This is a genomic window from Paraburkholderia rhizosphaerae (genome assembly GCF_004366595.1).
GTDB classification, from domain to species: domain Bacteria; phylum Pseudomonadota; class Gammaproteobacteria; order Burkholderiales; family Burkholderiaceae; genus Paraburkholderia; species Paraburkholderia rhizosphaerae.
Map to the genome: position 1 here is coordinate 110,660 of NZ_SORE01000019.1, position 23,971 is coordinate 134,630.

The 23,971-nt window shown below is 63.7% G+C and carries 14 protein-coding genes; 10 read left to right on the forward strand and 4 right to left on the reverse strand.

Translation table 11 applies throughout. From position 1 onward, the window contains the following. The first annotated feature begins 72 nt into the window (after positions 1-72). The 4 genes from BX592_RS23215 to BX592_RS23230 all read left to right on the forward strand — a co-directional run bounded on the left by BX592_RS23215 (position 73) and on the right by BX592_RS23230 (position 7,212). On the forward strand, positions 73-627 hold the full coding sequence (locus tag BX592_RS23215) for an RNA polymerase sigma factor (RefSeq protein WP_134194946.1): 555 nt from the start codon (positions 73-75) through the stop codon (positions 625-627). Positions 628-1,124: 497 nt separating this feature from the next. Then, on the forward strand, positions 1,125-2,309 hold the full coding sequence (locus BX592_RS23220) for an efflux RND transporter periplasmic adaptor subunit (protein ID WP_134194948.1): 1,185 nt from the start codon (positions 1,125-1,127) through the stop codon (positions 2,307-2,309). Between the two features lie 171 nt (positions 2,310-2,480). Next, a complete protein-coding gene (locus BX592_RS23225) occupies positions 2,481-5,666 on the forward strand; it encodes an efflux RND transporter permease subunit (RefSeq protein WP_134194950.1) in 3,186 nt (1,061 codons plus the stop codon). A gap of 37 nt (positions 5,667-5,703) precedes the next feature. Further along, positions 5,704-7,212 carry an efflux transporter outer membrane subunit gene (locus BX592_RS23230; protein WP_134194952.1) on the forward strand — a complete coding sequence of 503 codons (1,509 nt, stop codon included), beginning with the start codon at positions 5,704-5,706 and terminating at the stop codon, positions 7,210-7,212. A gap of 228 nt (positions 7,213-7,440) precedes the next feature. Here the strand turns inward: BX592_RS23230 and BX592_RS23235 are convergent, their stop codons facing one another. Then, a complete protein-coding gene (locus tag BX592_RS23235) occupies positions 7,441-8,031 on the reverse strand; it encodes a hypothetical protein (RefSeq protein WP_134194954.1) in 591 nt (196 codons plus the stop codon). 635 nt (positions 8,032-8,666) lie between these two features. On the opposite strand from BX592_RS23235, the gene BX592_RS23245 reads away from it, so the two are divergent. From BX592_RS23245 to BX592_RS23265, 5 genes are all read left to right on the forward strand, one after another. Further along, complete coding sequence (locus BX592_RS23245; protein WP_243849685.1) at positions 8,667-9,062, forward strand: helix-turn-helix domain-containing protein; 396 nt, start codon at positions 8,667-8,669, stop codon at positions 9,060-9,062. 489 nt (positions 9,063-9,551) lie between these two features. Next, on the forward strand, positions 9,552-10,400 hold the full coding sequence (locus BX592_RS23250) for an IclR family transcriptional regulator (RefSeq protein WP_134194960.1): 849 nt from the start codon (positions 9,552-9,554) through the stop codon (positions 10,398-10,400). A 588-nt stretch (positions 10,401-10,988) separates the two neighbouring features. Next, positions 10,989-12,428 carry an MdtA/MuxA family multidrug efflux RND transporter periplasmic adaptor subunit gene (locus BX592_RS23255; protein WP_134194962.1) on the forward strand — a complete coding sequence of 480 codons (1,440 nt, stop codon included), beginning with the start codon at positions 10,989-10,991 and terminating at the stop codon, positions 12,426-12,428. A 30-nt stretch (positions 12,429-12,458) separates the two neighbouring features. After that, positions 12,459-15,578, forward strand: a complete 3,120-nt coding sequence (locus BX592_RS23260; RefSeq protein ID WP_134194964.1) for an MdtB/MuxB family multidrug efflux RND transporter permease subunit — start codon at positions 12,459-12,461, stop codon at positions 15,576-15,578. Between the two features lie 3 nt (positions 15,579-15,581). Continuing rightward, positions 15,582-18,908 carry an efflux RND transporter permease subunit gene (locus BX592_RS23265; protein WP_134194966.1) on the forward strand — a complete coding sequence of 1,109 codons (3,327 nt, stop codon included), beginning with the start codon at positions 15,582-15,584 and terminating at the stop codon, positions 18,906-18,908. 55 nt (positions 18,909-18,963) lie between these two features. On the opposite strand, the gene BX592_RS23270 is transcribed toward BX592_RS23265, so the two are convergent. From BX592_RS23270 to BX592_RS23280, 3 genes are all read right to left on the reverse strand, one after another. Continuing rightward, the gene (locus tag BX592_RS23270) at positions 18,964-19,428 is read right to left on the reverse strand and encodes a hypothetical protein (protein ID WP_134194968.1); all 465 of its coding nucleotides are present in this window, start codon (positions 19,426-19,428) and stop codon (positions 18,964-18,966) included. 73 nt (positions 19,429-19,501) lie between these two features. After that, complete coding sequence (locus BX592_RS23275; protein ID WP_134194970.1) at positions 19,502-20,065, reverse strand: peroxiredoxin; 564 nt, start codon at positions 20,063-20,065, stop codon at positions 19,502-19,504. 193 nt (positions 20,066-20,258) lie between these two features. Further along, positions 20,259-21,560, reverse strand: coding sequence for an EAL and HDOD domain-containing protein (locus tag BX592_RS23280; RefSeq protein WP_377681532.1), 1,302 nt, complete (start codon positions 21,558-21,560; stop codon positions 20,259-20,261). A gap of 550 nt (positions 21,561-22,110) precedes the next feature. Here BX592_RS23280 and BX592_RS23285 point away from each other — a divergent pair. Continuing rightward, entirely contained in the window at positions 22,111-23,934 is a 1,824-nt protein-coding gene (locus BX592_RS23285) for a putative bifunctional diguanylate cyclase/phosphodiesterase (RefSeq protein ID WP_134194974.1), read from the forward strand. Positions 23,935-23,971: the final 37 nt, after the last annotated feature.

The following is a 23,971-nucleotide window of genomic DNA, read 5'->3' on the forward strand; positions in this document are numbered from 1 at the left end:
TTGACAATATTGACATCGATGTCAAAATCAATCGGAATCGAATTATCCGGATCGACCCGACTGGCATTGCCGATGAACGGCACCGACTTACCCAGCCTGCTTCCCGACCTGTTGCCGCGGCTCTGGGCGTTCGCGCTGCGCCTGTCGGGCGATCGGCATGACGCCGAAGACCTCGTGCAGCACACCTGCTTGCGCGCGCTCGAACGACAGCATCAGTTGAAAGCGAATACCTCGCCGCTTAGCTGGATGTTCGCGATCGCCCATTCGGTCTGGCTCAACGAGCTGCGCTCACGCGGCATTCGCGGCCGCACGACGGTCGGATGGGATGACGCACTGCTCGAGGTCGTCGCCGACCCGAACGCTCGCACGCCCGAAACACGGTTGATGTACGCGCAGATCATTCAGGCGGTCGCGCATCTTCCTGAAACCCAGCGCGCGACGCTGCTGCTGGTTGCCGTCGAAGGACTGACTTACAGCGAGGCAGCCGCGGCGCTTGGCGTGCCGATCGGCACTGTGATGAGCCGTATCGCGCGCGCGCGCCGTTCGATCGGTGCGCTGCTCGATGAACCGGCACTGCACGCTGTCGAACCGACGCCTTCGCGCGACGTGGATAACGAACTCATCTAAGCGATGTGACGCGATTCGCCATGGCGCGGCACGATCGACCGCGCCACCGTCGCGGTGAAAATGGAACGCTTCAACTGAGTGCTTATTCCATGTCAAACATTAAACATGAAGTCATTTCACGCAATAGTGTCATCTACGCTCCACCGTTTATTCGTTAGTACGCATGCGGCGACAATCGGTGCGTTTTTGACAGACCGGCTCGCGCCCCCCGGTAATTGCGATGCGCATGCGTCAAGTCAATTCCCCTTGCTGTTGCAAAAACCGATTTTTTTGTAAATACACCTGATCCAGTTCGGCATTAATCGGCTGTGTCGGGTGTTATGTGCTTCGTGTGGACTGCGCTCAAGCAGTCTTCATGCAGTCTTCTTTTCGCGGCGGACAACCCGGTCGTGCGAATCAGCCAGGCAGCAGCCTCTATCGAGGCGGCGCTGTGCGTGCTCGTCCGTTCGATTCGCCTTCGTTTTAAAGCGTTAACTTGATTCGGCTGGGATACCAATATGCTGAAAAATTCAAAGCGGATGATCTGGGCGTTCAGTGCGCTCATTCTGATCGGCGGGGCTGTTGGACTCGTCGCGTGGCGTAACGGCGCGGGCCCGGTCAGCTCCGCCGCGGCCGCCGATCACGCGGCGCCACCGGCGGTCGAAGTCGACGTCGCCACCGTGATCTCACGACCGATCATAGACTGGCAGGATTATTCGGGGCGGCTCGAGGCGATCGACGCGGTCGAAATCAAACCGCTCGTGCCCGGCACGATTGTCGCCGTACATTTCAAGGACGGCGCGCTGGTCAGGAAAGGCGACCCGCTCTTCACGATCGATCCGCGCCCGTACGTCGCCGAAGTCGATCGCGCGTCCGCGCAGCTCGCGATGGCCGTCGCGCACGAGAAGTACACCGATGCCGACGCCGCGCGCGCGGACCGTTTGCTGCCCGACAACGCGATTGCGAAGCGCGACTACGACGAAACACAGAGCCGCGCGCGCGAAGCGATCGCTCAGGTGAAGGCGGCGCAGGCCGCACTCGAAGCCGCGAAGGTCAACCTCGACTACACGCACATCACCGCGCCGGTGTCGGGGCGCATGTCGCGCGCGCTGCTGACGGTCGGCAATGTCGTCGCGCCCGGTGCGAATGCGCCGGTGCTGTCGACGCTTGTATCGGTGTCGCCGATCTACGCGGCGTTCGATGTCGACGAACACACGTACCTCGACTACCTGAATCGCGACTCCGGGAAGCCGGTGCCCGTTTCACTCGAACTCGCGAACGAAACCAGCTACTCGCGCCAGGGCGCGATCTACTTCGTCGATAACCATCTCGATACGAGCTCCGGCACGATCCGCGTGCGTGCGCGCTTCGACAACGCGGACGGCTCGCTGGTACCGGGCCTCTATGCGCGCGTGCAGGTCGGCGGCGGCGAACGGCATCCGGCGATCCTGATCGACGATGCGGCGATCGGCACCGATCAGGCGAAGAAATTCGTGCTCGTCGTCGACCACACGAATCACGTGCAGTACCGCGAGATCGTTCAGGGCAACCTGCATGAAGGCCTGCGCGTCGTCACGAGCGGCCTGAAGACGGGCGACCGGATCGTCGTGAATGGCATCGAGCATGCGCGTCCCGGCGATCTGATCAAGGCCCACGACGTCGACATGGCGACCGCCGCACACGCAAGCGGCCCGGCGGCCTGATCCAGCGTGACCCGAGCGGGTGGCCCGCTCCGGCTACCTGATGCGGCCACCTCAGTCCGATAGGCGCAACGATCGCGAGCGATCGATACCGAGCGGCGGCCCGCGCCACGCGTATGAACCGCGCGGCGCCCGCCGGACGACGAAGCCTGTGAAATACGACGGAACCTCATCATGAACATATCCCGATTCTTCATCGACCGGCCGATCTTCGCGGGCGTGCTATCGATGCTGATTCTGCTCGGCGGCCTGATCTCGCTCGAGCTTCTGCCGTTTGCCGAATATCCGGAAGTCGTGCCGCCCTCGGTGGTCGTGAAGGCGCAATACCCAGGCGCGAACCCGAAGGTGATCGCGGAGACCGTCGCATCGCCGATCGAGGAACAGATCAACGGCGTCGAGAACATGCTGTACATGCAGTCGCAGGCGAATAGCGACGGCAATATGACGACCACGGTCACGTTCAAGCTCGGCATGGACCCGGACCTCGCGACGCAGCTCGTGCAGAACCGCGTGAACCAGGCACTGCCGCGCCTGCCCGACGAAGTGCAGCGCCTCGGCATCACGACCATCAAAAGCTCGCCGACACTGACGATGGGCGTGAACCTCGTGTCGCCGGACGGCCGCTACGACATGACGTATCTGCGCAATTACGCGCTGATCAACGTGAAGGACCGGTTGAGCCGGATTCCGGGCGTCGGCGAAGTGCAATTGTGGGGCTCCGGCGACTACGCGATGCGCATCTGGCTCGATCCGCAGAAGATCGCCGAGCACAACATGACCGCGACCGACGTGGTCAACGCGATCCGCGAGCAGAACATTCAGGTGGCCGCGGGTATCGTCGGCGGTGCGCCGTCGAATGCGCCGCTGCAGCTGAACGTGAACGCGCGCGGGCGCCTGACGACCGCCGACGAATTCCGCGACATCGTGCTGAAAGCGTCGCCGGACGGTGCGGTCACGCACCTGGGCGACGTCGCGCGGGTCGATCTCGATGCGCAGGAATATGGGCTGCGCGCGATGCTCGACAACAAGCAGGCGGTGATGATGATCATCAACCAGCAGCCTGGCGCGAACTCACTGGCGATCGCGCAGAACGTGTACTCGACGATGAAGGAACTGAAGGCCGATATGCCGGCCGGCGTCGACTACAAGATCGCGTATGACCCGACCGAATTCGTGCGCGACAGTATCAAGGCGGTGATTCACACGCTGATCGAGGCGATCGTGCTGGTGGTGATCGTCGTGATCGTGTTCCTGCAGACCTGGCGCGCGTCGATCATTCCGCTGCTCGCCGTGCCGGTGTCGATTGTCGGCACGTTCTCGCTGATGCTCGCGTTCGGCTTCACGATCAACGCGCTATCGCTATTCGGCATGGTGCTCGCGATCGGTATCGTGGTCGACGATGCGATCGTGGTCGTCGAAAACGTCGAACGGAACATCAGCAACGGGCTGACCGCGCGCGAGGCCACTTACGCGGCGATGCGCGAGGTGAGCGGACCGATTATCGCGATCGCCTGTACGCTGGTCGCGGTGTTCGTGCCGCTCGCGTTCATGAGCGGGCTGACCGGCCAGTTCTACAAGCAGTTCGCGATGACCATCGCGATCTCGACGGTGATCTCCGCGTTCAATTCGCTGACGCTGTCGCCGGCGCTGTCCGCGCTACTGCTGAAGGACCACCATGCGCCGAAGGATTGGCTCACGCGGGTGATGGACAAGGTGCTCGGCCGCTTCTTTCATCACTTCAACCACGTGTTCAACCGCGGCTCGGAGAACTACAGCAAGGGCATTAGAGGCGTGATCGGCCATCGCGCGATCATGCTGGGCGTCTATGCAGTGCTGCTCTTCTGCGCCGGCCTGATGGCGAAGATCGTGCCGGGCGGCTTCGTGCCCGCGCAGGACAAGGACTACGTGATCTGCTTCGCGCAACTGCCCAACGGCGCGTCGATCGATCGCACCGAAGACGTGATCCGCCAGATGAGCGAAATCGCGCTGAAGCAGCCCGGCGTGCAGCACGCAGTCGCGTTTCCGGGACTTTCGGTGAACGGCTTCACCAACTCGTCGAGTGCCGGCATCATGTTCGCGAAGCTGTATCCGTCGGCGGAGCGCGGCAAGGGCGAATCGGGCAATGAAATTGCCGCGGCGCTGAACCAGAAGTACGCGGGCATCAAGGGCGCGTTTGTCGCGGTGTTCCCGCCGCCGCCGGTGCTCGGTCTCGGTACGCTCGGCGGCTTCAAGATGCAGCTCGAGGACCGCGGCGCGCTCGGCTACGACGCGCTCAATAGCGCGGTGCAGGCATTCGTGAAGAAGGCCGCGCAAACGCCGGAGCTCGGGCCGACCTTCTCGAGCTACCAGATCAACAACCCGCAACTGAACGTCGATCTGAACCGCGTGCGCGCAAAGCAACTGGGCGTGTCGATCACCGATGTGTTCGATACGATGCAGATCTACCTTGGCTCGCTGTACATCAACGACTTCAACCGCTTCGGCCGCGTCTATCAGGTCCGCGTGCAGGCCGATGCGCCGTTCCGCGCGAACGCCGCCGATATCGGTTTGCTGAAGACACGCAACGCGGCGGGCGAGATGGTGCCGCTGTCGTCGCTGGTGAAGGTGACGCCGACTTACGGTCCGGAAATGGTGGTGCGCTACAACGCATTCACGGCCGCGGATATCAACGGCGGTCCGGCGCCCGGCTTCTCGTCGGACCAGGCGCAGGCGGCGGCTGAACGGATTGCCGCGCAAGTGCTGCCGCGCGGCATCAAGTACGAATGGACCGACCTCACCTATCAGCAGATTCTCGCCGGCGACTCCGCGCTGTGGATCTTCCCGATCAGCGTGCTGCTCGTGTTCCTCGTGCTCGCCGCGCTGTACGAGAGCCTGACGCTGCCGCTCGCGGTGATCCTGATCGTGCCGATGAGTCTGCTGTCCGCGTTGACCGGCGTCTGGCTCACACGCGGCGACAACAACATCTTCACGCAGATCGGCTTGATGGTGCTGGTGGGGCTATCGGCGAAGAACGCGATCCTGATCGTCGAATTCGCGCGCGAGCTCGAGATGAGCGGGCGCTCGATCGTCGAAGCCGCGATCGAGGCGAGCCGCCTGCGGCTGCGGCCGATTCTGATGACGTCGATCGCGTTCATCATGGGTGTGGTGCCGCTCGTCGTGTCGGTCGGCGCCGGCGCGGAAATGCGCCACGCGATGGGCGTTGCGGTGTTCTTCGGGATGCTAGGCGTGACTTTCTTCGGGCTGATGCTCACGCCGGTGTTCTACGTCGTGCTGCGCAAGCTGAGCGGTGACGAGCACCTGGTCGACAAGCACGGCAATCATCCGCATGTGCAGGTCGCGCAATCCGTCTATGAAGAATAAAGGGCACACGATGAAAACACTTCCAATCGACGGGTTCATGAAGAGACCGGCACTGCTGCCGGCTTTGCTGACCGCCTTGTTCACAATGGCTGGCTGCTCGCTTGCGCCAACCTACAAGGTGCCGGACGCGCAGGTCGCGCCCGCTTACAGGGAAACGGCGCCCGACTTCACGCAGACGGCGATCAAGGTGCCGACCGACGGCACCTGGAAAACCGCTCAGCCGTCCGAGGCGATCGCGCGTGGAGAATGGTGGACCATCTTCAACGACACGACGCTCGACTCGCTCGAACAGCAGGCGCACGACGCGAACCAGAACGTGAAGGCGGCGGTCGCGCGCGTGAAGGAAGCGCGCGCATTGAATCAGGTCGCGCGCGCGGGCTTCTTTCCGACGCTCAACGCGGGCTTCGGTCCGACACGCCAGCAGATCTCCGCGGTGTCGTTCCTGCAGCCGGACGGTACGCATATTCCGGAGCAGACGATCTGGCGTGCCCAGGCGAGCGCATCGTATGAGGTCGATCTGTTTGGGCGCGTCGATTCGGACTACAACGCGACCAAAGCAGATGCGCAGGAAACCGAGGCGCTGCTGCGCTCGGTGCTGCTCGCGTTACAGGCCGACGTCGCGCAGAACTACTTCGGGCTGCGCGAGCTCGACGCGGAGTCAGCCGTGCTTGCGAACGCGGTCGACCTGCGCGAGCAGGCGCTCAAGCTCGTGCAGGACCGCTTCAACGACGGCGAGATCAGCGAGCTCGATGTCGCGCGCGCGAACGCCGAGCTCGAACGCACGCGCTCGGACTTGATGACCGTGCAGCGGCTGCGCGCGGCATCCGAGCATAGTCTTGCCGTGCTGCTCGGCAAGACGCCGTCCGAGTTCACGTTGGCGGCCCATCCGCTGACACCGGTCGAAGTGCGCATCCCGCCGGGATTGCCGTCGGCGCTGCTCGAGCGGCGGCCCGATATCGCCGCGGCCGAGCGCGCGATGGCCGCGGCCAACGCGCGCATCGGCATTGCACGCGCCGCGTACTTTCCGTCGCTGGTGCTGACCGGCAACGCGGGCTTCGAGGCCGCGACGCTCGCGGACCTGTTCCGCGCGAGCAGCTGGGCGTTTCTCGCGGGGCCGGCGGCCGGCACCGTGCTCACGCAGACCCTGTTCGACGGCGGCCGGCGCAAGGGCAATCTCGCGAACGCGCACGCGCAGTTCGACGAGCAGGTCGCGAACTACCGTGAGCAGGTGCTGGTTGCGTTCCAGCAGGTCGAAGACAATCTGTCGGACCTGCGCATTCTGGAAGGCCAGACCCAGACGGAAGGACGCGCGGTCGACGCATCGTCGCGTGCCGCGCATCTGTCGCGGGTCCAGTACAACGAGGGCGCGGTGAACTACCTCGATGTGATCGACGCGGAACGCACGGTGCTGGATGCGCGCCGCGTGGCGGTGCAACTCGAAGGCGTGCAGGCGGCATCGACCGTCAATCTGATTCGCGCGCTCGGCGGCGGCTGGGGCGACGTCATGCCGAAACCGCCGGAAGAACCGAGCCTCGCGAAGCAGTAAGCGCGCCTGGCGCTCCGCACGATAACGGCGTTCGGAGCGCCAGCCGTTCACGGACGCGCAATTCGCGTTACGTCAGGCCATGTGTCTGTTGGCGTGTGCAACAGGCACATGCAACAGGCACGTGCAACGGGCACGTGCAACGGGCGCGTGCGGCGGACGCATGCAGCGCCCGCGTGCGCCAGCCGTGGAATCCCAGCGTAAGACAGCGCAGCGCGTCGCGCCGCACACTCATTGCGCTGCGGCGCGCGGCTGCACCTGCACCGCCACGGCCGCTTCGAACACCGCTCGCACCGAATCGCCAGCCTTCACGTGATCGATATCGATGCCGGGCGACACATCGAGGCGTACCGTGCGGGTCGGTCCGCGCAACACGATGACCCGCTTCTTCCGGTCGACCTGCTGCACGGTCGCTATCACATCGACACGGTGCACCATCGCAGTACGCCCTTCTGACGCCGGAACCGCCGCACTGGTGTCGACCCGCTCGCGAATACCGCTTCCGCGAGTTTTATCGAGTTGCAGCAGCAGCGCATGCTGGTACGCGATGTCGAGCATGTCGCCGACATGCAGCTTCGACACATCCGCAATGGCCGGGTCGATCGCGACCTCCTCGACTTCGCCGTGCGGCCCTTTAATAGTCACGCTATTCGCGCCCGCATTGACAGCTACCACCTGCGCTTGCACGCGAACGGGTGGAAGCGCGGCAACCGCGCCGCGTACCGCTTGCGGTTCGGAGCTTTGCGCATTCGCCACTGGCATGTTGAATGTCACTGAAACCAGTAATGCGGCGGCATAAATTTTCGCGTAGTCAACTGGCATTCAAGTCTCCTTATTCAATACATGATTACCCGACATGAATACACCGCTCTGATTTCCTTCCACGAGCGCTAAACGACTTGAATATACCGGCTCAATAATATGACATTATTTATTCAAATCAGATCGAGACATTGAAATCGGCGGCGGCGGTCTGTGGAGGATATAACATCGCAAATCAAAACCCTGATATATCAAAGAAATACAGCCCGCCGATTGACGACGGCCGCCTGCTTCGCCCGTGCAATAGGCGTCCGCGCCGGGTTACGCGCTTGCTCGATCCTGTGTTCAATGCAACGCCGAATAAAACCCAATTGATATACGTTGCCGCACATAAAAGCCGCGTCGATTATAAGACCAGGCTCATCGTTATGCTATCTGAATCTTCATTTCATAGGGAAAATACATTACATTCAGCAGACGATGATATTTTCCTGGAAAGTGTCAAAGACGGTAAAAAGCGAACTATTAATATCTGAAAAGAAGACGTTCTTACATTGATCGGATTGGGATGCGCGAGGGTCGGACGTCGCGTTTTCCGCGAGGGCCGCTTTAGGGCGGAAATCTTACGTACTTCCGGACAGTGGCGCGGTGCGCCCCCGAACGGATTTCCTACGGATGAAACGAAAATGCGATCCATGACTGAAAATTTGCCGAGCGTTGCCCGCAGAATGTTGGCCGGCAGGATGTTGACCGACGGCGCCACTGTCGATGCCGTCGCTGACGCGCTCCATATATCGGCCTACACCGTGCGCCGCTACAAAACCATTCTCGATGACGGCGGCCTTGACGCATTGAGCAAAATCAGTATTGGCGGCCGTACTTCGGTGCTCGACGATACCGCGCGGCAATGGATCGCCGATGCGTTGCGCGGCTCGGCGAAAGAGCATGGCTTTCCGAGCGACGCGTGGACCAATGGACGATTGCGCGAACTGATCGGCTCGCGTTTTGGTGTGCACTATTCACGCGTCTATACCTGGCAGATCGCGACTGACCTCGGCCTTGGACACCGGTTGTCGAAATCGCGTCGCTAACGTACCCGCAGCAGCAAAACCGCCGCCGCTCACTTCTCCCCTGATTACAGCGCGCGAAAAAAAGGCGCCACGTAACCGTGGCGCCTTAAAAAAGTTCTAGCCATTCCGAGGGCCGTGCTAGAACCTGAGAGACAGAATCCGAAAGCCGCGCGCGCGTCACCTGCGTCGAAAGTCAGGTGTGCTAGCCACGCAAACATATTGGGGAATCCACACGATGTGAATACCACGGCGCGACGACAAGATAATGAAAGCAGCCGCGCCCAACCTGTAAAACATAAACCTGCGCTTTCGAAATGAAGTTCCATTTTTTATGGTTATGCTGACCAAGTCAAGCAAAATCTTCCCGTGCCCGCTAATCCTGAAAAACCGTTCAGGTACAATGAAACGGACACTTAAACGTTTCGAGCCGCGCGCATCGGACACGGCGTGACATACTCATCGCTGCACGCCAATATGGTTAATCCGGAATGAAGTTTCAAAAAAATTAACATGAAAAGGCCATCGACCGCCGTTGCCGTTTCCACTGTTGCCGCCGGAACGATCCGGGAAAAGGAAGGGACTGGCGAGGAAGTCACTGCGCTCGCGCGAGGCTTGACCGTGCTACGCCAGGTCGCCGCCGCCCATGCGCCCATTAGTAACCGCGAATTGACCGCGCTGACCGGCATTCCCAAACCGACCGTTTCGCGTATTACCGCGACGCTCGTCAGCGCCGGCTTTCTGTTTCAGTTGCCGGACAGCGAGCGCTTCGTATTGACCTCGTCGGTACTCGAACTCAGCAACGGCTTTCTGCGTAACTTCGATATTCGCGCGCGGGCCCGCCCCTTTCTGCTCGAACTCGCCGAACGGACATCGCTGTCCGTCCATCTCGCGGTGCGTGACCGGCTCGACATGGTTGTCATCGATGCGATCAAGCCGCGCTCGGCGGTACTGGTATCGCGGCTCGACGTCGGCTCGCGGATGGACGTCGCGCGCACCGCGGTCGGCCGCGCGTATCTGTGCGCGCTCGATGCGGCTGAACGCCGGCAGCTTCTGCTCGGCCTGCAAGCAGCCACCGGCGACGACTGGGCATCGCTTAGCGGGCGTTTGGACGCCGCGATGCGGGAAACAGCCGAACGCGGTTTTTCGATCGCGCTCGGCGAATGGTACGAAGGCCTGAATGCGATCGCCACCGCGTTTATCGGACCGTCCGGCGAACGCTATGCGGTCAACTGTGGCGGCCCCGCGCTTCAGTGTCCGCGCGACTGGCTCGAGACCCGCGCGGCCCCGGCGCTGATCGAATGCGTCGCGAAAATAACGCGGGAAATCGGCGGCACACCCGGCCTGCACGTTGACAACTAGCTTTGTGCGCGACGCGTTGCCGCGCAACCGCTTTCCGCGCGATGCCTTCCCGTGGGGCGCCGTCCCGCGCGGCGTCGTTTTCAATCTGTAACCTACGTAACCTTGCGAAAGAAACCCGCTCTGGACTGTAACCAGGGGGGGACGTAGCATCATGCTTTCCTGCGGGCCATGCCCGCCGGTGCATCGCAGTTGCGAGGGGGTTCGACCGCCGCGGCAGCCGCACCGCCAAAGCATCGGCGCGTCGATACTGACGGTGAAAGCGAGCGCCGCGCGGCATCGGCCCCTGCGTGCCGCGCGCGACGCGCCACCTGCACGCTGACGCCGGACGCTGCGTCCGGACGGTCTATCGCCGTTTGGCCTGACGCGCCGCATCACGCTCTTTGCCTCGCTCTTTGTCCGGCTCGAGTCTCTGCTTTGACTCATTTTTAACGCCGCATCGCGTTTCGCTCATCGGCCGCGCGCCTACCGATGAGTGCTCCACACGCCCGATCCCTGTGCCGATCGCCATATCGATACGCGGATGACCGTGTAGAGTCGCGATGCTCCGTAGATTTGCACAACACACACGTCAGCCAGTTGATAGAACCGATGGACGAAAAACAAAAGCAGTCGGAACCTTCCCGTCATCCGACCCCGGCGCCGGCTTCGGCATCGACCAACCCGCCCCCCGCGCCGCCGGGCGGCGGACCGCGGCGCGGGCGCGGCCGCTGGCTGCTCGCTGTCGTTGTGGTGATCGTCGTGGGCATCGTGCTCGTGCGCTGGCATCCGTGGCGCAAGGCCGACGAAAGCGCCGGCGCGAGCGGCGCGGCCGGTGCGAGCGGCGCTCGCGCGAGCCGCATGGGCGGCGGTGGGCGGCGCGGCGCATTCGCGAACCAGCCGCAGCCGGTCAAGGTCGCGTCGGTCACGCAAGGCGACATGCCAATCGTCATTAGCGCGCTCGGCACGGTCACGCCGCTCGCGAACGTCACGGTCCGCACGCAGCTCGCCGGCACGCTGCAGACGGTCGCGTTCCAGGAGGGCCAGATGGTGAAAAAAGACGACGTGCTCGCGCAGATCGATCCGCGCCCGTACCAGATCTCGCTCGCCAACGCGCAAGGCACGCTCGCGAAAGACACCGCGCTGCTGCAAACCGCGCGTCTCGACCTGAAGCGCTACCAGACGCTGCTTTCGCAGGACTCGATCGCCAGCCAGCAGGTCGACACGCAAGCCTCGCTTGTCAAGCAATACGAAGGGCAAGTGCAGTCCGATAAGGCGAATATCGACACCTTCAAACTCGATCTGACCTATGCACGTATCACCGCGCCGGTTGCGGGCCGCGTCGGCCTGCGCCAGGTCGACCCGGGCAACTACGTGACGCCGGGCGACGCGAACGGCATCGTCGTGATCACGCAACTGCAGCCGATCAGCGTTATTTTCACGACGTCCGAAGACAACCTCCCCGCGATCCTCAAGCAATACCGCGGCAATAAGAAGATGTCCGTCACCGCGTACGACCGCACGAATACGACGTCGCTCGAATCCGGCTACCTCGAGACGCTCGACAACCAGATCGACACGACCACCGGCACCGTCAAGCTGCGCGCGAGCTTCCCGAACACCGACAACATGCTGTTCCCGAATCAGTTCGTGAACGCGCGGCTGCTGGTCGACGTCATTCATAACGCGACGATCGTGCCGACCTCCGCGGTGCTGAACGGCTCGATCGGCCAGTTCGTCTATGTGGTGAAACCGGACAACACAGTCACGGTGCGCACGGTCAAGGTTGGACCGGTCGATGGCGAACGCACCAGTATCCAGTCCGGGCTGCAGGTCGGCGAGCGTGTCGTGATCGATGGTTCGGACCGCCTGAAGGAAGGCGCGAAGATCACGATTCCGGCGGAACGTGCGGCCGGCGCATCGGCTGGGTCGGCTGCGTCGGGTTCGTCCGCCTCGGGCGGCCAAGGCGCTTCATGGGCCGCCGGCGCCTCGGCCGCGTCCGGCGCGCACGCTCACCGCCATCGCCGCGCATCGGAAGCGTCGTCGCAATAACGGACCCGCTTCAAGGACCTGCCCTCACGCATGAATCCATCCCGCGCCTTTATCCTGCGTCCCGTCGGCACCGCGCTGCTGATGGCCGCGATCATGCTGGTCGGTCTCGTCGCGCTGCGCTTTCTGCCGCTGTCCGCGCTGCCCGAAGTCGACTACCCGACTATCCAGGTGCAGACGTTTTATCCAGGCGCGAGCCCGGACGTGATGACCTCGTCGGTCACCGCGCCGCTCGAGCGCCAGTTCGGGCAGATGCCGTCGTTGAACCAGATGTCGTCGCAAAGCTCGGCGGGCTCGTCGGTCATTACGCTGCAGTTCAACCTCGACCTGCCGCTCGATATCGCCGAGCAGGAAGTGCAGGCGGCGATCAACGCGGCCGGCAACCTGCTGCCGTCCGACCTGCCCGCGCCGCCGATCTACGCGAAGGTCAATCCGGCCGACGCGCCAATCCTCACGCTCGCGATCACATCGAAGACGCTGCCGCTGACCGAAGTCCAGGACATCGCCGACACGCGCCTCGCGCAGAAAATCTCCCAGGTCGGCGGAGTCGGTCTGGTCAGCCTGTCGGGCGGCCAGCGCCCGGCGGTGCGCATTCAGGCGAACCCGCTTGCGCTCGCGTCGTACGGTCTGAATCTGGATGACCTGCGCACCACCATTTCGAACCTGAACGTCAATACGCCGAAGGGCAGCTTCGACGGCCCGTCGCACGCGTACACGATCAACGCGAACGACCAGCTCACCGACGCCGCCGCGTACCAGGATGCGGTGGTCGCGTACAAGAACGGCCGGCCGGTGATGCTGACCGACGTCGCGAAAATCGTCCCCGGCGCGGAAAACACGAAGCTCGGCGCATGGGTCGACGGCACGCCCGCGATCATCCTGAACGTACAGCGCCAGCCCGGCGCGAACGTGATCCAGGTGGTCGACAGCATCAAGAAACTGCTGCCGTCGCTGCAGCAATCGCTGCCGGCCGCACTCGACGTGCAGATCGTCACCGACCGCACGACCACCATCCGCGCATCGGTGCGCGACGTGCAGTTCGAACTGTTGATGTCGGTCGTGCTGGTGGTGCTCGTGATGTACCTGTTCCTCGCGAACGTCTATGCGACGATCATCCCGAGCCTGTCGGTGCCGCTGTCGCTGATCGGCACGCTTGCGGTGATGTATCTGTGCGGCTTCTCGCTCGACAACCTGTCGCTGATGGCGCTGACCATCGCGACCGGCTTCGTCGTCGACGATGCGATTGTGATGATCGAAAATATCGCGCGCTACGTCGAACAAGGCGATTCGGCGCTACAGGCGGCGCTCAAAGGCTCGAAACAGATCGGCTTCACGATCATCTCGCTGACGGTGTCGCTGATCGCGGTGCTGATCCCGCTGCTCTTTATGGGCGACGTGGTCGGGCGCCTCTTTCACGAGTTCGCGATCACGCTCGCGGTGACCATCGTGATCTCGGCGGTCGTCTCGCTCACACTCGTGCCGATGATGTGCGCGAAGCTGTTGCGCCACACGCCGCCGAAGGAAAGCCACCGCTTCGAAGCGCGCGCGCACGCGTTTATCGACTACGTGATCGATCGCTACGCAGTCGCGCTGCGCTGGGTGCTCGACCGCCAGCCGGCCACGCTGGTCGTCGCCGTGCTGACGCTGGTGCTGACCGCGCTGCTGTACATCTACATCCCGAAGGGCTTCTTCCCGGTGCAGGACACCGGCGTGATCCAGGCGATCACGCAGGCGCCGCAGTCGGTGTCGTATCAATCGATGGCCGAACGCCAGCAGCAGCTTGCCGCCGAGGTGCTGAAAAATCCGAATGTCGAGAGCCTGACGTCGTTTATCGGCGTCGACGGCACGAACATCACGCTGAACAGCGGCCGGATGCTGATCAACCTGAAGCCGCGCGACGACCGCGACGACACCGCGAGCCAGGTGATCCGCCAGATTCAGGCCGAAACGTCGCATATCCCCGGCACGAAGCTCTATATGCAGCCGGTGCAGGACCTGACAATCGACTCGACGGTGAGCCCGACGCAATACCAGTTCATGCTGACGGACCCAAATATCAACGAGTTCCAGACCTGGGTGCCGAAGCTCGTCGAACGGCTGCAGCAGGTGCCGGATATCGTCGACGTCGCGACGGACTTGCAGAGCAACGGCCAGTCGGTGTACGTCGAGATCGACCGGCCGACCGCCGCGCGCTACGGCATCACCCCCGCAACCGTCGACAACGCGCTGTACGACGCGTACGGCCAGCGCATCATCTCGACGATCTTCACGCAGTCGAACCAGTACCGCGTGATTCTCGAAGCGACGCCGACGCTGCAGCACTACACCGATGCGCTCAATTCGATCTACCTGCCCTCTTCGACCGCGGCCGGCGGCCAGGTGCCGCTGTCGGCCATCGCGAAGTTTCATGAGCGCCCGGCGCCGCTGCTCGTCACGCACCTGAGCCAGTTCCCGGCCACCACGGTGTCGTTCAACCTCGCGCCGGGCGCGTCGCTCGGCGCCGCGGTCAAGGCGATCGAGCAGGCGGAGAAAGAAATTGGCTTGCCCGCGTCGTTCCAGACGCGCTTCCAGGGCGCGGCGCTCGCGTTCCAGGCATCGCTGTCGAACGAACTATTCCTGATTCTCGCGGCGATCGTCACGATGTACATCGTGCTGGGCGTGCTGTACGAAAGCTTCGTGCACCCGATCACCATTCTGTCGACACTGCCGTCGGCCGGCATCGGCGCGCTGCTCGCGCTGCTGGTCACCGGGCACGACCTCGACATCATCGGCATTATCGGCATCGTGCTGCTGATCGGCATCGTGAAGAAAAACGCGATCATGATGATCGACTTCGCGCTCGAAGCGGAGCGCGAACACGGCAAACCGCCGCGCGAAGCGATCTACCAGGCGTGTCTGCTGCGCTTCCGGCCGATCCTGATGACGACGATGGCCGCGCTGCTCGGTGCGCTGCCGCTGATACTCGGCAGCGGCGCCGGCTCCGAATTGCGCCGGCCGCTCGGTATCGCGATTGCGGGTGGCCTCGTCGTCAGCCAGTTGCTCACGCTGTTCACGACGCCGGTGATCTATCTCGCGTTCGATTCGCTCGCGCGCCGTCTGCGCGCGCGCTTTGCACGCAACGCGACGCCGCCCGCCACCGATGCCGGGAGCTGACCGATGAATCTGTCGCGTCCGTTTATCGCGCGCCCGGTCGCCACCACGCTGCTGTCGATCGGCATCGCGCTCGCCGGGCTGTTCGCGTTCTCGAAGCTGCCGGTCGCGCCGCTGCCGCAGGTCGACTATCCGACCATTTCCGTGCAGGCGTCGCTGCCGGGTGCGAGCCCCGAAACGGTCGCGACCAGCGTCGCAAGCCCACTCGAGCGGCACCTGGGCGCGATCGCGGACGTCACCGAAATGACGTCGTCGAGTTCGGTCGGTTCGACCCGCATCACGCTACAGTTCGGGCTCAATCGCGATATCGACGGCGCGGCGCGCGACGTGCAGGCAGCCATCAACGCGGCGCGCGCGGACCTGCCGGCAAGCCTGCGGCAGAACCCGACGTATCACAAGGTCAATCCGTCCGATGCACCGATCCTGATTCTGTCGGTCTCGTCGAAAACACTGCAGCCGGGCCAGCTGTACGACTCCGCCGCGACGGTACTGCAGCAGTCGCTGTCGCAGGTCGATGGCGTCGGCGAAGTCGACGTGAGCGGCTCCGCGAACCCGGCGGTGCGTGTCGAACTGGAACCGCACGCGCTGTTCCACTACGGAATCGGCCTCGAAGACGTGCGCGCGGCGCTCGCATCCGCGAACGCGAACAGTCCGAAAGGCTCGATCGAGTTCGGCGACAACCATGTTCAGCTGTACACGAACGACCAGGCCAGCAAGGCGTCGCAATACAAGGATCTGGTGATCGCCTACCGCAACGGCGCCGCGGTGCATCTGTCGGACGTCGGCGAAGTGGTCGACTCGGTCGAAGACCTGCGCAACCTCGGCCTCGCGAACGGTACGCGCGCGGTGCTCGTGATCATCTACCGGCAGCCGGGTGCGAACATCATCGAAACCGTCGACCGGATCAAGGAAACCCTGCCGCAACTCGTCGCGTCGCTGCCGCGCGACGTGCAGGTGATGCCCGCCGCCGATCGCTCGACCACCATCCGCGCGTCGCTGCTCGACACCGAGCACACGCTGATGATCGCGGTCGCGCTGGTCGTGATGGTCGTATTCCTGTTCCTGCGCAACTGGCGCGCGACGCTCATTCCCAGTGTTGCGGTGCCGATTTCGATTATCGGCACGTTCGCGGCGATGTACCTGATGGGTTTCTCGATCGACAATCTGTCGCTGATGGCGCTGACGATCGCCACCGGCTTTGTCGTCGACGACGCGATCGTTGTGCTCGAGAACATCGAGCGGCATATCGGGAATGGCGTGCCGCGCATGCAAGCGGCAATCATGGGCGCGCGCGAAGTCGGCTTCACCGTGCTGTCGATCAGCATTTCGCTGGTCGCGGTGTTCCTGCCCATCCTGTTGATGGGCGGCATCGTTGGCCGGCTGTTCCGCGAGTTCGCGCTGACCTTGTCGCTCGCAATCGCGGTATCGCTGGTTGTGTCGCTGACGCTGACGCCGATGATGTGCTCGCGCCTGCTGGTCGACGCGCATCAAAAGAAAACGCCAGGCCGCTTCTCCCGGTGGCTCGAGAGCGGCTTCAACCGGATGCAGGAAGGCTACCGGCGCACGCTCGGCTGGTCGCTGCGCCATCCGCGGATCATCCTGATCGTGCTGCTCGCGACCATCGGCCTGAACATCTGGATGTACATCATCGTGCCGAAGGGCTTTTTCCCGCAGCAGGACACTGGACGGCTGGTCGGCGGCATTCAGGCGGACCAGAGCACGTCGTTTCAGGCGATGAAGGTCAAGTTCGCCGAGATGATGCATATCGTGCAGTCGAATCCGGAGGTCGACACTGTGGTCGGCTTCACCGGCGGGCGGCAGACCAATGCGGGCTTCATGTATGTGTCGCTAAAGCCGAAGCCCGGCCGCAAGCTGTCTGCCGACCAGGTGATCCAGCAACTGCGCGGGCCGCTGTCGCACGTCGCCGGCGCGCGCACGTTCCTGCAGGCGGTGCAGGACATCCGCGTCGGCGGCCGGCAATCGAATGCGCAGTATCAGTACACGCTGCTCGCCGATTCGACGCCCGATCTGTACAAATGGACGCCGCGCATCACCACCGCGCTGCAGGCGCGGCCCGAGCTCACCGACGTGAATTCGGACCAGCAGGAAAGCGGCCTCGAGGCGTTCGTGACGATCGACCGCGCAACCGCCGCGCGCCTGAAGATCACGCCTTCGCAGATCGACAACACGCTGTACGACGCGTTCGGCCAACGCCAGGTGTCGACGATCTACAACCCGCTGAACCAGTACCACGTGGTGATGGAGGTCGCGCCGAAGTATTGGCAGAGCCCCGAGATGCTAAAGGAGGTATGGATCAGCACGACCGGCGGCACCGCGAGCGGCTCGCAATCGACCAACGCGACCGCTGGCACCGTGACGATGACCAACGCGTCGGGCAACGCGACGGGGGCCACTGCGGGCGGCACATCAGGCACATCAGGCACGTCGAGCGCCGCGGCGATCGCCGCCGATGCGGCGCGCAATCTCGCGAATAACTCGATCGCGGCAAGCGGCAAGTCGAGCGCATCGACGGGCGCCGCGGTATCGACGTCGCAGGAAACGATGGTGCCGCTGTCGTCAATCGCGAAGTTCGGGCCGGGCAACACGCCGCTCGCGGTGAACCACCAGGGGCAATTCGTCGCGTCGACGATCTCGTTTAACCTGCCGCCGGGCCGTTCGCTGTCCGACGCGACCGCTGCGATCGAGGAGACGATGGCGCAGATCGGAGTTCCCGCGACCATTCACGGCAGCTTCCAGGGCACCGCGCAGGCGTTCCAGCAGTCGCTGAACGACCAGCCGATCCTGATTCTCGCCGCGCTCGCCGCCGTATATATCGTGCTCGGCATTCTGTACGAGAGCTACATCCATCCGCTGACCATTCTGTCGACGCTGCCGTCCGCCGGCGTCGGCGCATTGCTCGCGCTGCTGCTGTTCGACACCGAGTTCAGCATCATCGCGCTGATCGCGGTGATCCTGCTGATCGGCATCGTGAAGAAGAACGCGATCATGATGGTCGACTTCGCGATCGATGCGTCGCGCAACCGTGGGCTTTCGTCGCGCGAAGCGATCGAACAGGCGTGCCTGCTGCGCTTCCGGCCGATCATGATGACCACCTTCGCGGCGATGCTCGGCGCGTTGCCGCTCGCGTTCGGCCGCGGCGACGGCGCGGAGTTGCGCGCGCCGCTCGGTCTTGCGATCGTCGGCGGGCTAATCGTGAGCCAGATGCTGACGCTCTATACGACGCCGGTCGTCTATTTGTACATGGACCGGCTGCGCCTGTGGTGGGAAAACCGGCGCGGCGGCGCGAGCCGGCCGGCCGCAGCGGCGGAATAAGCAGCGGAAAAACTCACGGAATAACCGACGGAAAACGCGCCGCGCCGCGCCGCGGCTACAGCTTCTGCGCGATCGCCAGCGTCAGGATGCGTTGCCACTGGCGCGCCTGCCGCTCGCTTTGCATCGGCAACTGCCAGACCGGCCGCGCGGTGTCCTTTACCGCAAGGCCGACGCGCCAGCCGCTGCCGTCGCGTTCGGCCTGCGCGCGTTGCAGGTCGCCGAAAATATAGTCGCCCTGCGCGCTGCCGAGGCGAATCGTGCAAAGGCCCTTGCCCGCGGCAAGACGCACGCCGCCCCACGATTCCTTCAACTCGTGGGTCCAGTCGCCATCATGGATATTCGGTGCGATCTCGCGACGGCGTCGCCACCACCACGCGCCTTCGCCAATCACGACAAGCGCGGCAACCACCGCGGCGCCGATCGCGACACCCACGCCAAAGCGCTCGGCCAGCGCATCGTACGCGTGCACCGCGCCGTAGATCACGCCAGCCAGAACGAACAGTGCGATAAAGATTGGCATCGTGCCTCCGTCATCACGAAAGTCGACACAATTGACACTATTGACCCAATCGACGCGGCGCGCCGCGCCCCCGTCATTGCGACTTATGCGTCGCCGCCCACTGTTTCACCGCCCGCATCGTATTCTCGACATGCTTGTCCGGCGACATGCTCGTGTATTCATAGAGGATCTTGCCATCCGGCGCGATCACATACGACACGCGGTTCGCCATCGAGCTGTGCATCGGCAGCCCTGCATCGTATTCGCCGATCACTTTCGCATCGGCGTCGGCCGCGACCGGGAACTTGCTACGGCACTCGCTGACCGAGAATTGGGTCAACGTGTCGATGTTGTCGTGCGACACGCCGATCACGGTCGCGCCGTACTTCTTGTATTCGTCGACTGCATCGGCGAACTCGTGCGCCTCGATCGTGCAGCCTTTAGTGAACGCAGCCGGGTAGAAATACAGCACCACCGGCCCCTTCTTCAGTGCGTCGGAAAGCGAGTAGGTGTAGGTCTTGCCGCCGAGCGACGCTTGCGCGGTAAAGTCCGGCGCGGTATCGCCGGGCTTGAGCGTCGCGCCGGCCGTCAGCGCGAAAAGCGCCAGCCCGGCGCACACGCCGGCTGCCGTGAAGGCTTGCACCAGGGTTCGTTTCATCTGCGTTGCTCCGGTTCGTTCGGCGGGCGTGTCGCCGGCGCTGCGCCTTTACCCGCGACGCATGCGCCGTTCGCCGTCATGGATGTCCATTCGCTATTGGAGCACAGATTGCGCGCGATCCGTACCCGTCACACCGGGGATCGCGGCGATAAGCCGTGACAGGCGGTGACAGGCCGCGACAGGCGGGCGACGCTCAGTTGCCGCCCGCATGCGCGCCGAACCAAGCGGCAGCCGACAGATTCAGTTCGGCGATCACCGACGGCGTCAATACGGAAAAATGCGCGAACGTCTCCGCTTGCAGGATCGCCTCGGTATCGGCGCCCTGCCCGGCTGCTTCGGCGACGCGCAACAGCGCGCCCATCTCGCCGTCGCGCTCGACGATCGCGTTGCGGATCAGCGGCGACAACCCGAGTTTGTCGAGCGCCTTCGCAGGTGTCGCATCGACCACCACATGCACGAGCGAAAAGATGCCGGTCATGAATGCCGCATCGGCGAATTCCTCGTCGCCGGGCCGCAGCAGGCGCGCGGCCAGTTCCATGAAACGCGAACGCGTGCCGGCCAGTTGCACAAGAGGATCGGAGCTCCACGGCAACTCACCGCCGCCCGCATACAGCAGCAACTGCGCCCACCGCGCGATCTGCCGCGTGCCGGTTGCGATAATCGCTTCACGCAGCGAAGCGATATGCCGCCCCAACCCGAATGCACTCGAATTGACCAGACGCAGCAACTGCACGACGACGTTCGGATGGCGCTTCAACTCCGCCTCGAGCTCGAACAGCCCCGCATCGCGCGACAGCAACGCGAGCAGCCGCAACAGCGCCGTGCTCGATGAGCGGCTACGGTGCGCGGCCAGCACCTGCGGCCGCGCGAAGAAGTAGCCCTGGAACAGATCGAAGCCGAGATCGCGTGCCTGCAGAAAGTCCTCTCGTGTTTCGACTTTTTCGGCGATCAGTGTTTTGCCATGGCCACGCAGCGTCGCGGTCAGCGTCTTCAGCGAACTGCGCTCGGCCAGCAGAAAGTCGACCTTGACGATATCGGCGTACGGCAGCATCGCATACAGGCTTTCGGACAGTTCCCACACGTCGTCGAGCGCAATCCGGAAGCCAGCCCGGCGCAACTCGGCCAGCCGCGCGAGCAGCCTTGCATCGACGGTCACCGTCTCGAGAATCTCCAGCACGAAGCGCTGCGGCGACATCAGATGCACGATGTCGTCGAACAGCAACCGCCGGCCGATGTTGATATAGCCGCGATGCTGGCCAAGCACGGCCGGCACGCCGATCGCGCCGATCGTGCGCGCGACGACCTGCGCGGTCGCCTGTGCGTCGTCGGACACGCGCGCGTGGTTCTGCGCACTGTCGCGAAACAGCAACTCATACGCGTTGAGCGCGCCGCTGCGGTCGAGGATCGGCTGGCGGCCCAGATAGACGAACTGGTGCGCGCCACGCGAGCCGGCCTGCGCATGATGGCCATGGTGGGCCAGACCGCCATGGCCCAGGCCGGGATGGCCCAGGCCGTCCGACGCAACGCCGGCGAGCGGCGTGGACACGGGCGACTGCCCGAGCCGGGCAGTCGCCCTGTCGGTGCCGGTATGGGCGCCTCTCTCGGTCCCAAGAAGGTCTCTATCGTCGAACGGTTCTGACATGGATTCGTGGCGGCGTGGGTTCAAAAAACAGCTATCGTGCAGGCCAGTGATGGAAACGGTCCCACTGACCGCCGCGCATCGTACCAAAACCGAACCGCCCCACGAACATCCGGTTTAACGGAACCTGGCGGGCGGTACTTTAGTGAAACCTTGGGTGTGATGCAGCGAGCCTGGCAAAATACGCAAGCGCGCGGGGTGAAAAGGTCGAAAAACGCCACGGCGACGCAGTGCGGTTGCGATCAATCATGCCTGCGCGATGATTTTTTTGAACGTAGGCTAAAGATTTTCCCGCATCAGCCGTTATGTTGCTCTGATGGACGTCTTCCCATCTCCCGGCTGGATGCGGTAACCGGCATGCAGGCTCTGCTTCGCATGCGACGAAACAGGATTTTCAGCAACTTACATGGAAGCGAACAGGAACACCGCACCTCGACGGGGCTGGCTGCGCACGGCGTTCGAACGCCTGCGTGCGGCACGCACCCCGCGCGGCGCGCAGGCGCAAGCGGCAGGCGCCGGCGTGGCGGCCCTTGGTCTCGAGCAGACCGTGGGCGCCGTCGACTTCCTCGCGCATGTCGACAGAGACTTGCGCTTCCTGTATGTGACCGACGCCAGCCTGCGCTTTATCGGTTATCACCGCGAGTACCTGGAAACCGTCACGCTGCACGACCTGGTCGCGCCCGCCGATGCGACCCGTCTCGAAGCGGTGCTAACGCGCGCGGAAGCGAGCGGCGCGGTCGAAAAGGTCTCGCTCGATCTGGTCAAGTCGCTGACCTACCCGGTCGCCGTCGAATTGCGCGTCGTGCGCAACAGTCACGACGGCATCGAAGGCTATGCGATTGCCGGCTTCGACGTGTCCGCATGGCGCGCGAATGAAGCAAGCCTCAAGCGCGCGCTGCACACCGACCACCTGACCGGCATCGCGAACGTGCCGGCCCTCGTCGATGCGCTTCGCGAAGCGCAATTGCACGCCGACGCGAACAATACGCCGGCCGCGCTGCTGCTACTGGACCTCGACGATTACCAACGCGTGAACCGCGCGCTAGGTTACGACGCCGGCGACGAAATGCTGCGCGATACCGCGCGGCGCCTGTCGAACATGACGACGCAAGGCGAAGTGGTCGCCCGCGTCGCGAGCGACGAGTTCGCGATCCTGCTGCCGCCCGCCGCGTCGCGCACCGATGCCGCGATCGCCGCCGAAGCGCTCGCGCGGCGGCTGTTGACCGCGATCCAGCAGCCGTACACGTACAACCGCCAACCCGTACATCTATCGGCCAGCATCGGCATCGCGCTTTATCCGGACGTGCAGCACTCGAATGACGCGACCTCGCGCGACAGCCAGCTGCTGCGCTGGGCCGACCATGCGCTGTTGCGTGCGAAGGCCGCCGGCGGCAATACCCTCGCGTTCTACGTGCCCGACGACAGCCCGGCCGACGCCGAGCGCCTGAAGCTCGAATCGGACCTGTACGACGGCGTGCGCAACGGCGAGTTCTCGCTGCATTTCCAGCCGATCACGAGCAGCCAGTCGCGCGGCGTGGTCGGCGTCGAAGCGCTGATCCGCTGGCATCATCCGCTGCATGGTCTGGTGCCGCCGTCGATGTTCATCCCGCTCGCGGAGTCGGTCGGCCTGATCAACTATCTGGGCAACTGGGTGCTGAAAGCCGCGTGCATGCAGCTGATTCAATGGGACGAGAAAGGCATCAAGCTGCAATACGTGGCGGTCAACGTGTCGCCGCAGCAGTTCCGCGACCCGCGCTTCACCGATAACGTGCGCGAAGCGATCGCACTGACCGGCATCGATCCGCGCCGCCTCGTGTTCGAGATCACCGAGACGCTGCTGATGCACGATCCCGCGCATGCCACCGCGCTGCTGGCCGAATTAACTGCCATCGGCATTCGGTTCGCTGTCGACGACTTCGGCACCGGCTACTCGAGTCTCGCGTATCTACAACGTTTCCCGCTTGCGAAGCTGAAAATCGACCGGAGTTTTGTCGAGAATCTGCTAACCTCCCGCAACGATCAGGCAATCGTCAGCGCGGTGGTCGGCCTCGCGCAGACACTCGATCTCGAACTGGTTGCCGAAGGCGTCGAAACGGAAGCGCAACGTGCATTGCTGACCCAGATGGGATGCGATCATATTCAGGGGTGGCTCGTCTGCAAGGCGCTGCCGTCCGAAGAACTCGCGCAGCGCTTCGAGTCGCGCTCGCTTTATCTGCACGACGAGGCATGACGCGCGTGGCGCGCGGCACCGGCGGCCGGCACGAAGT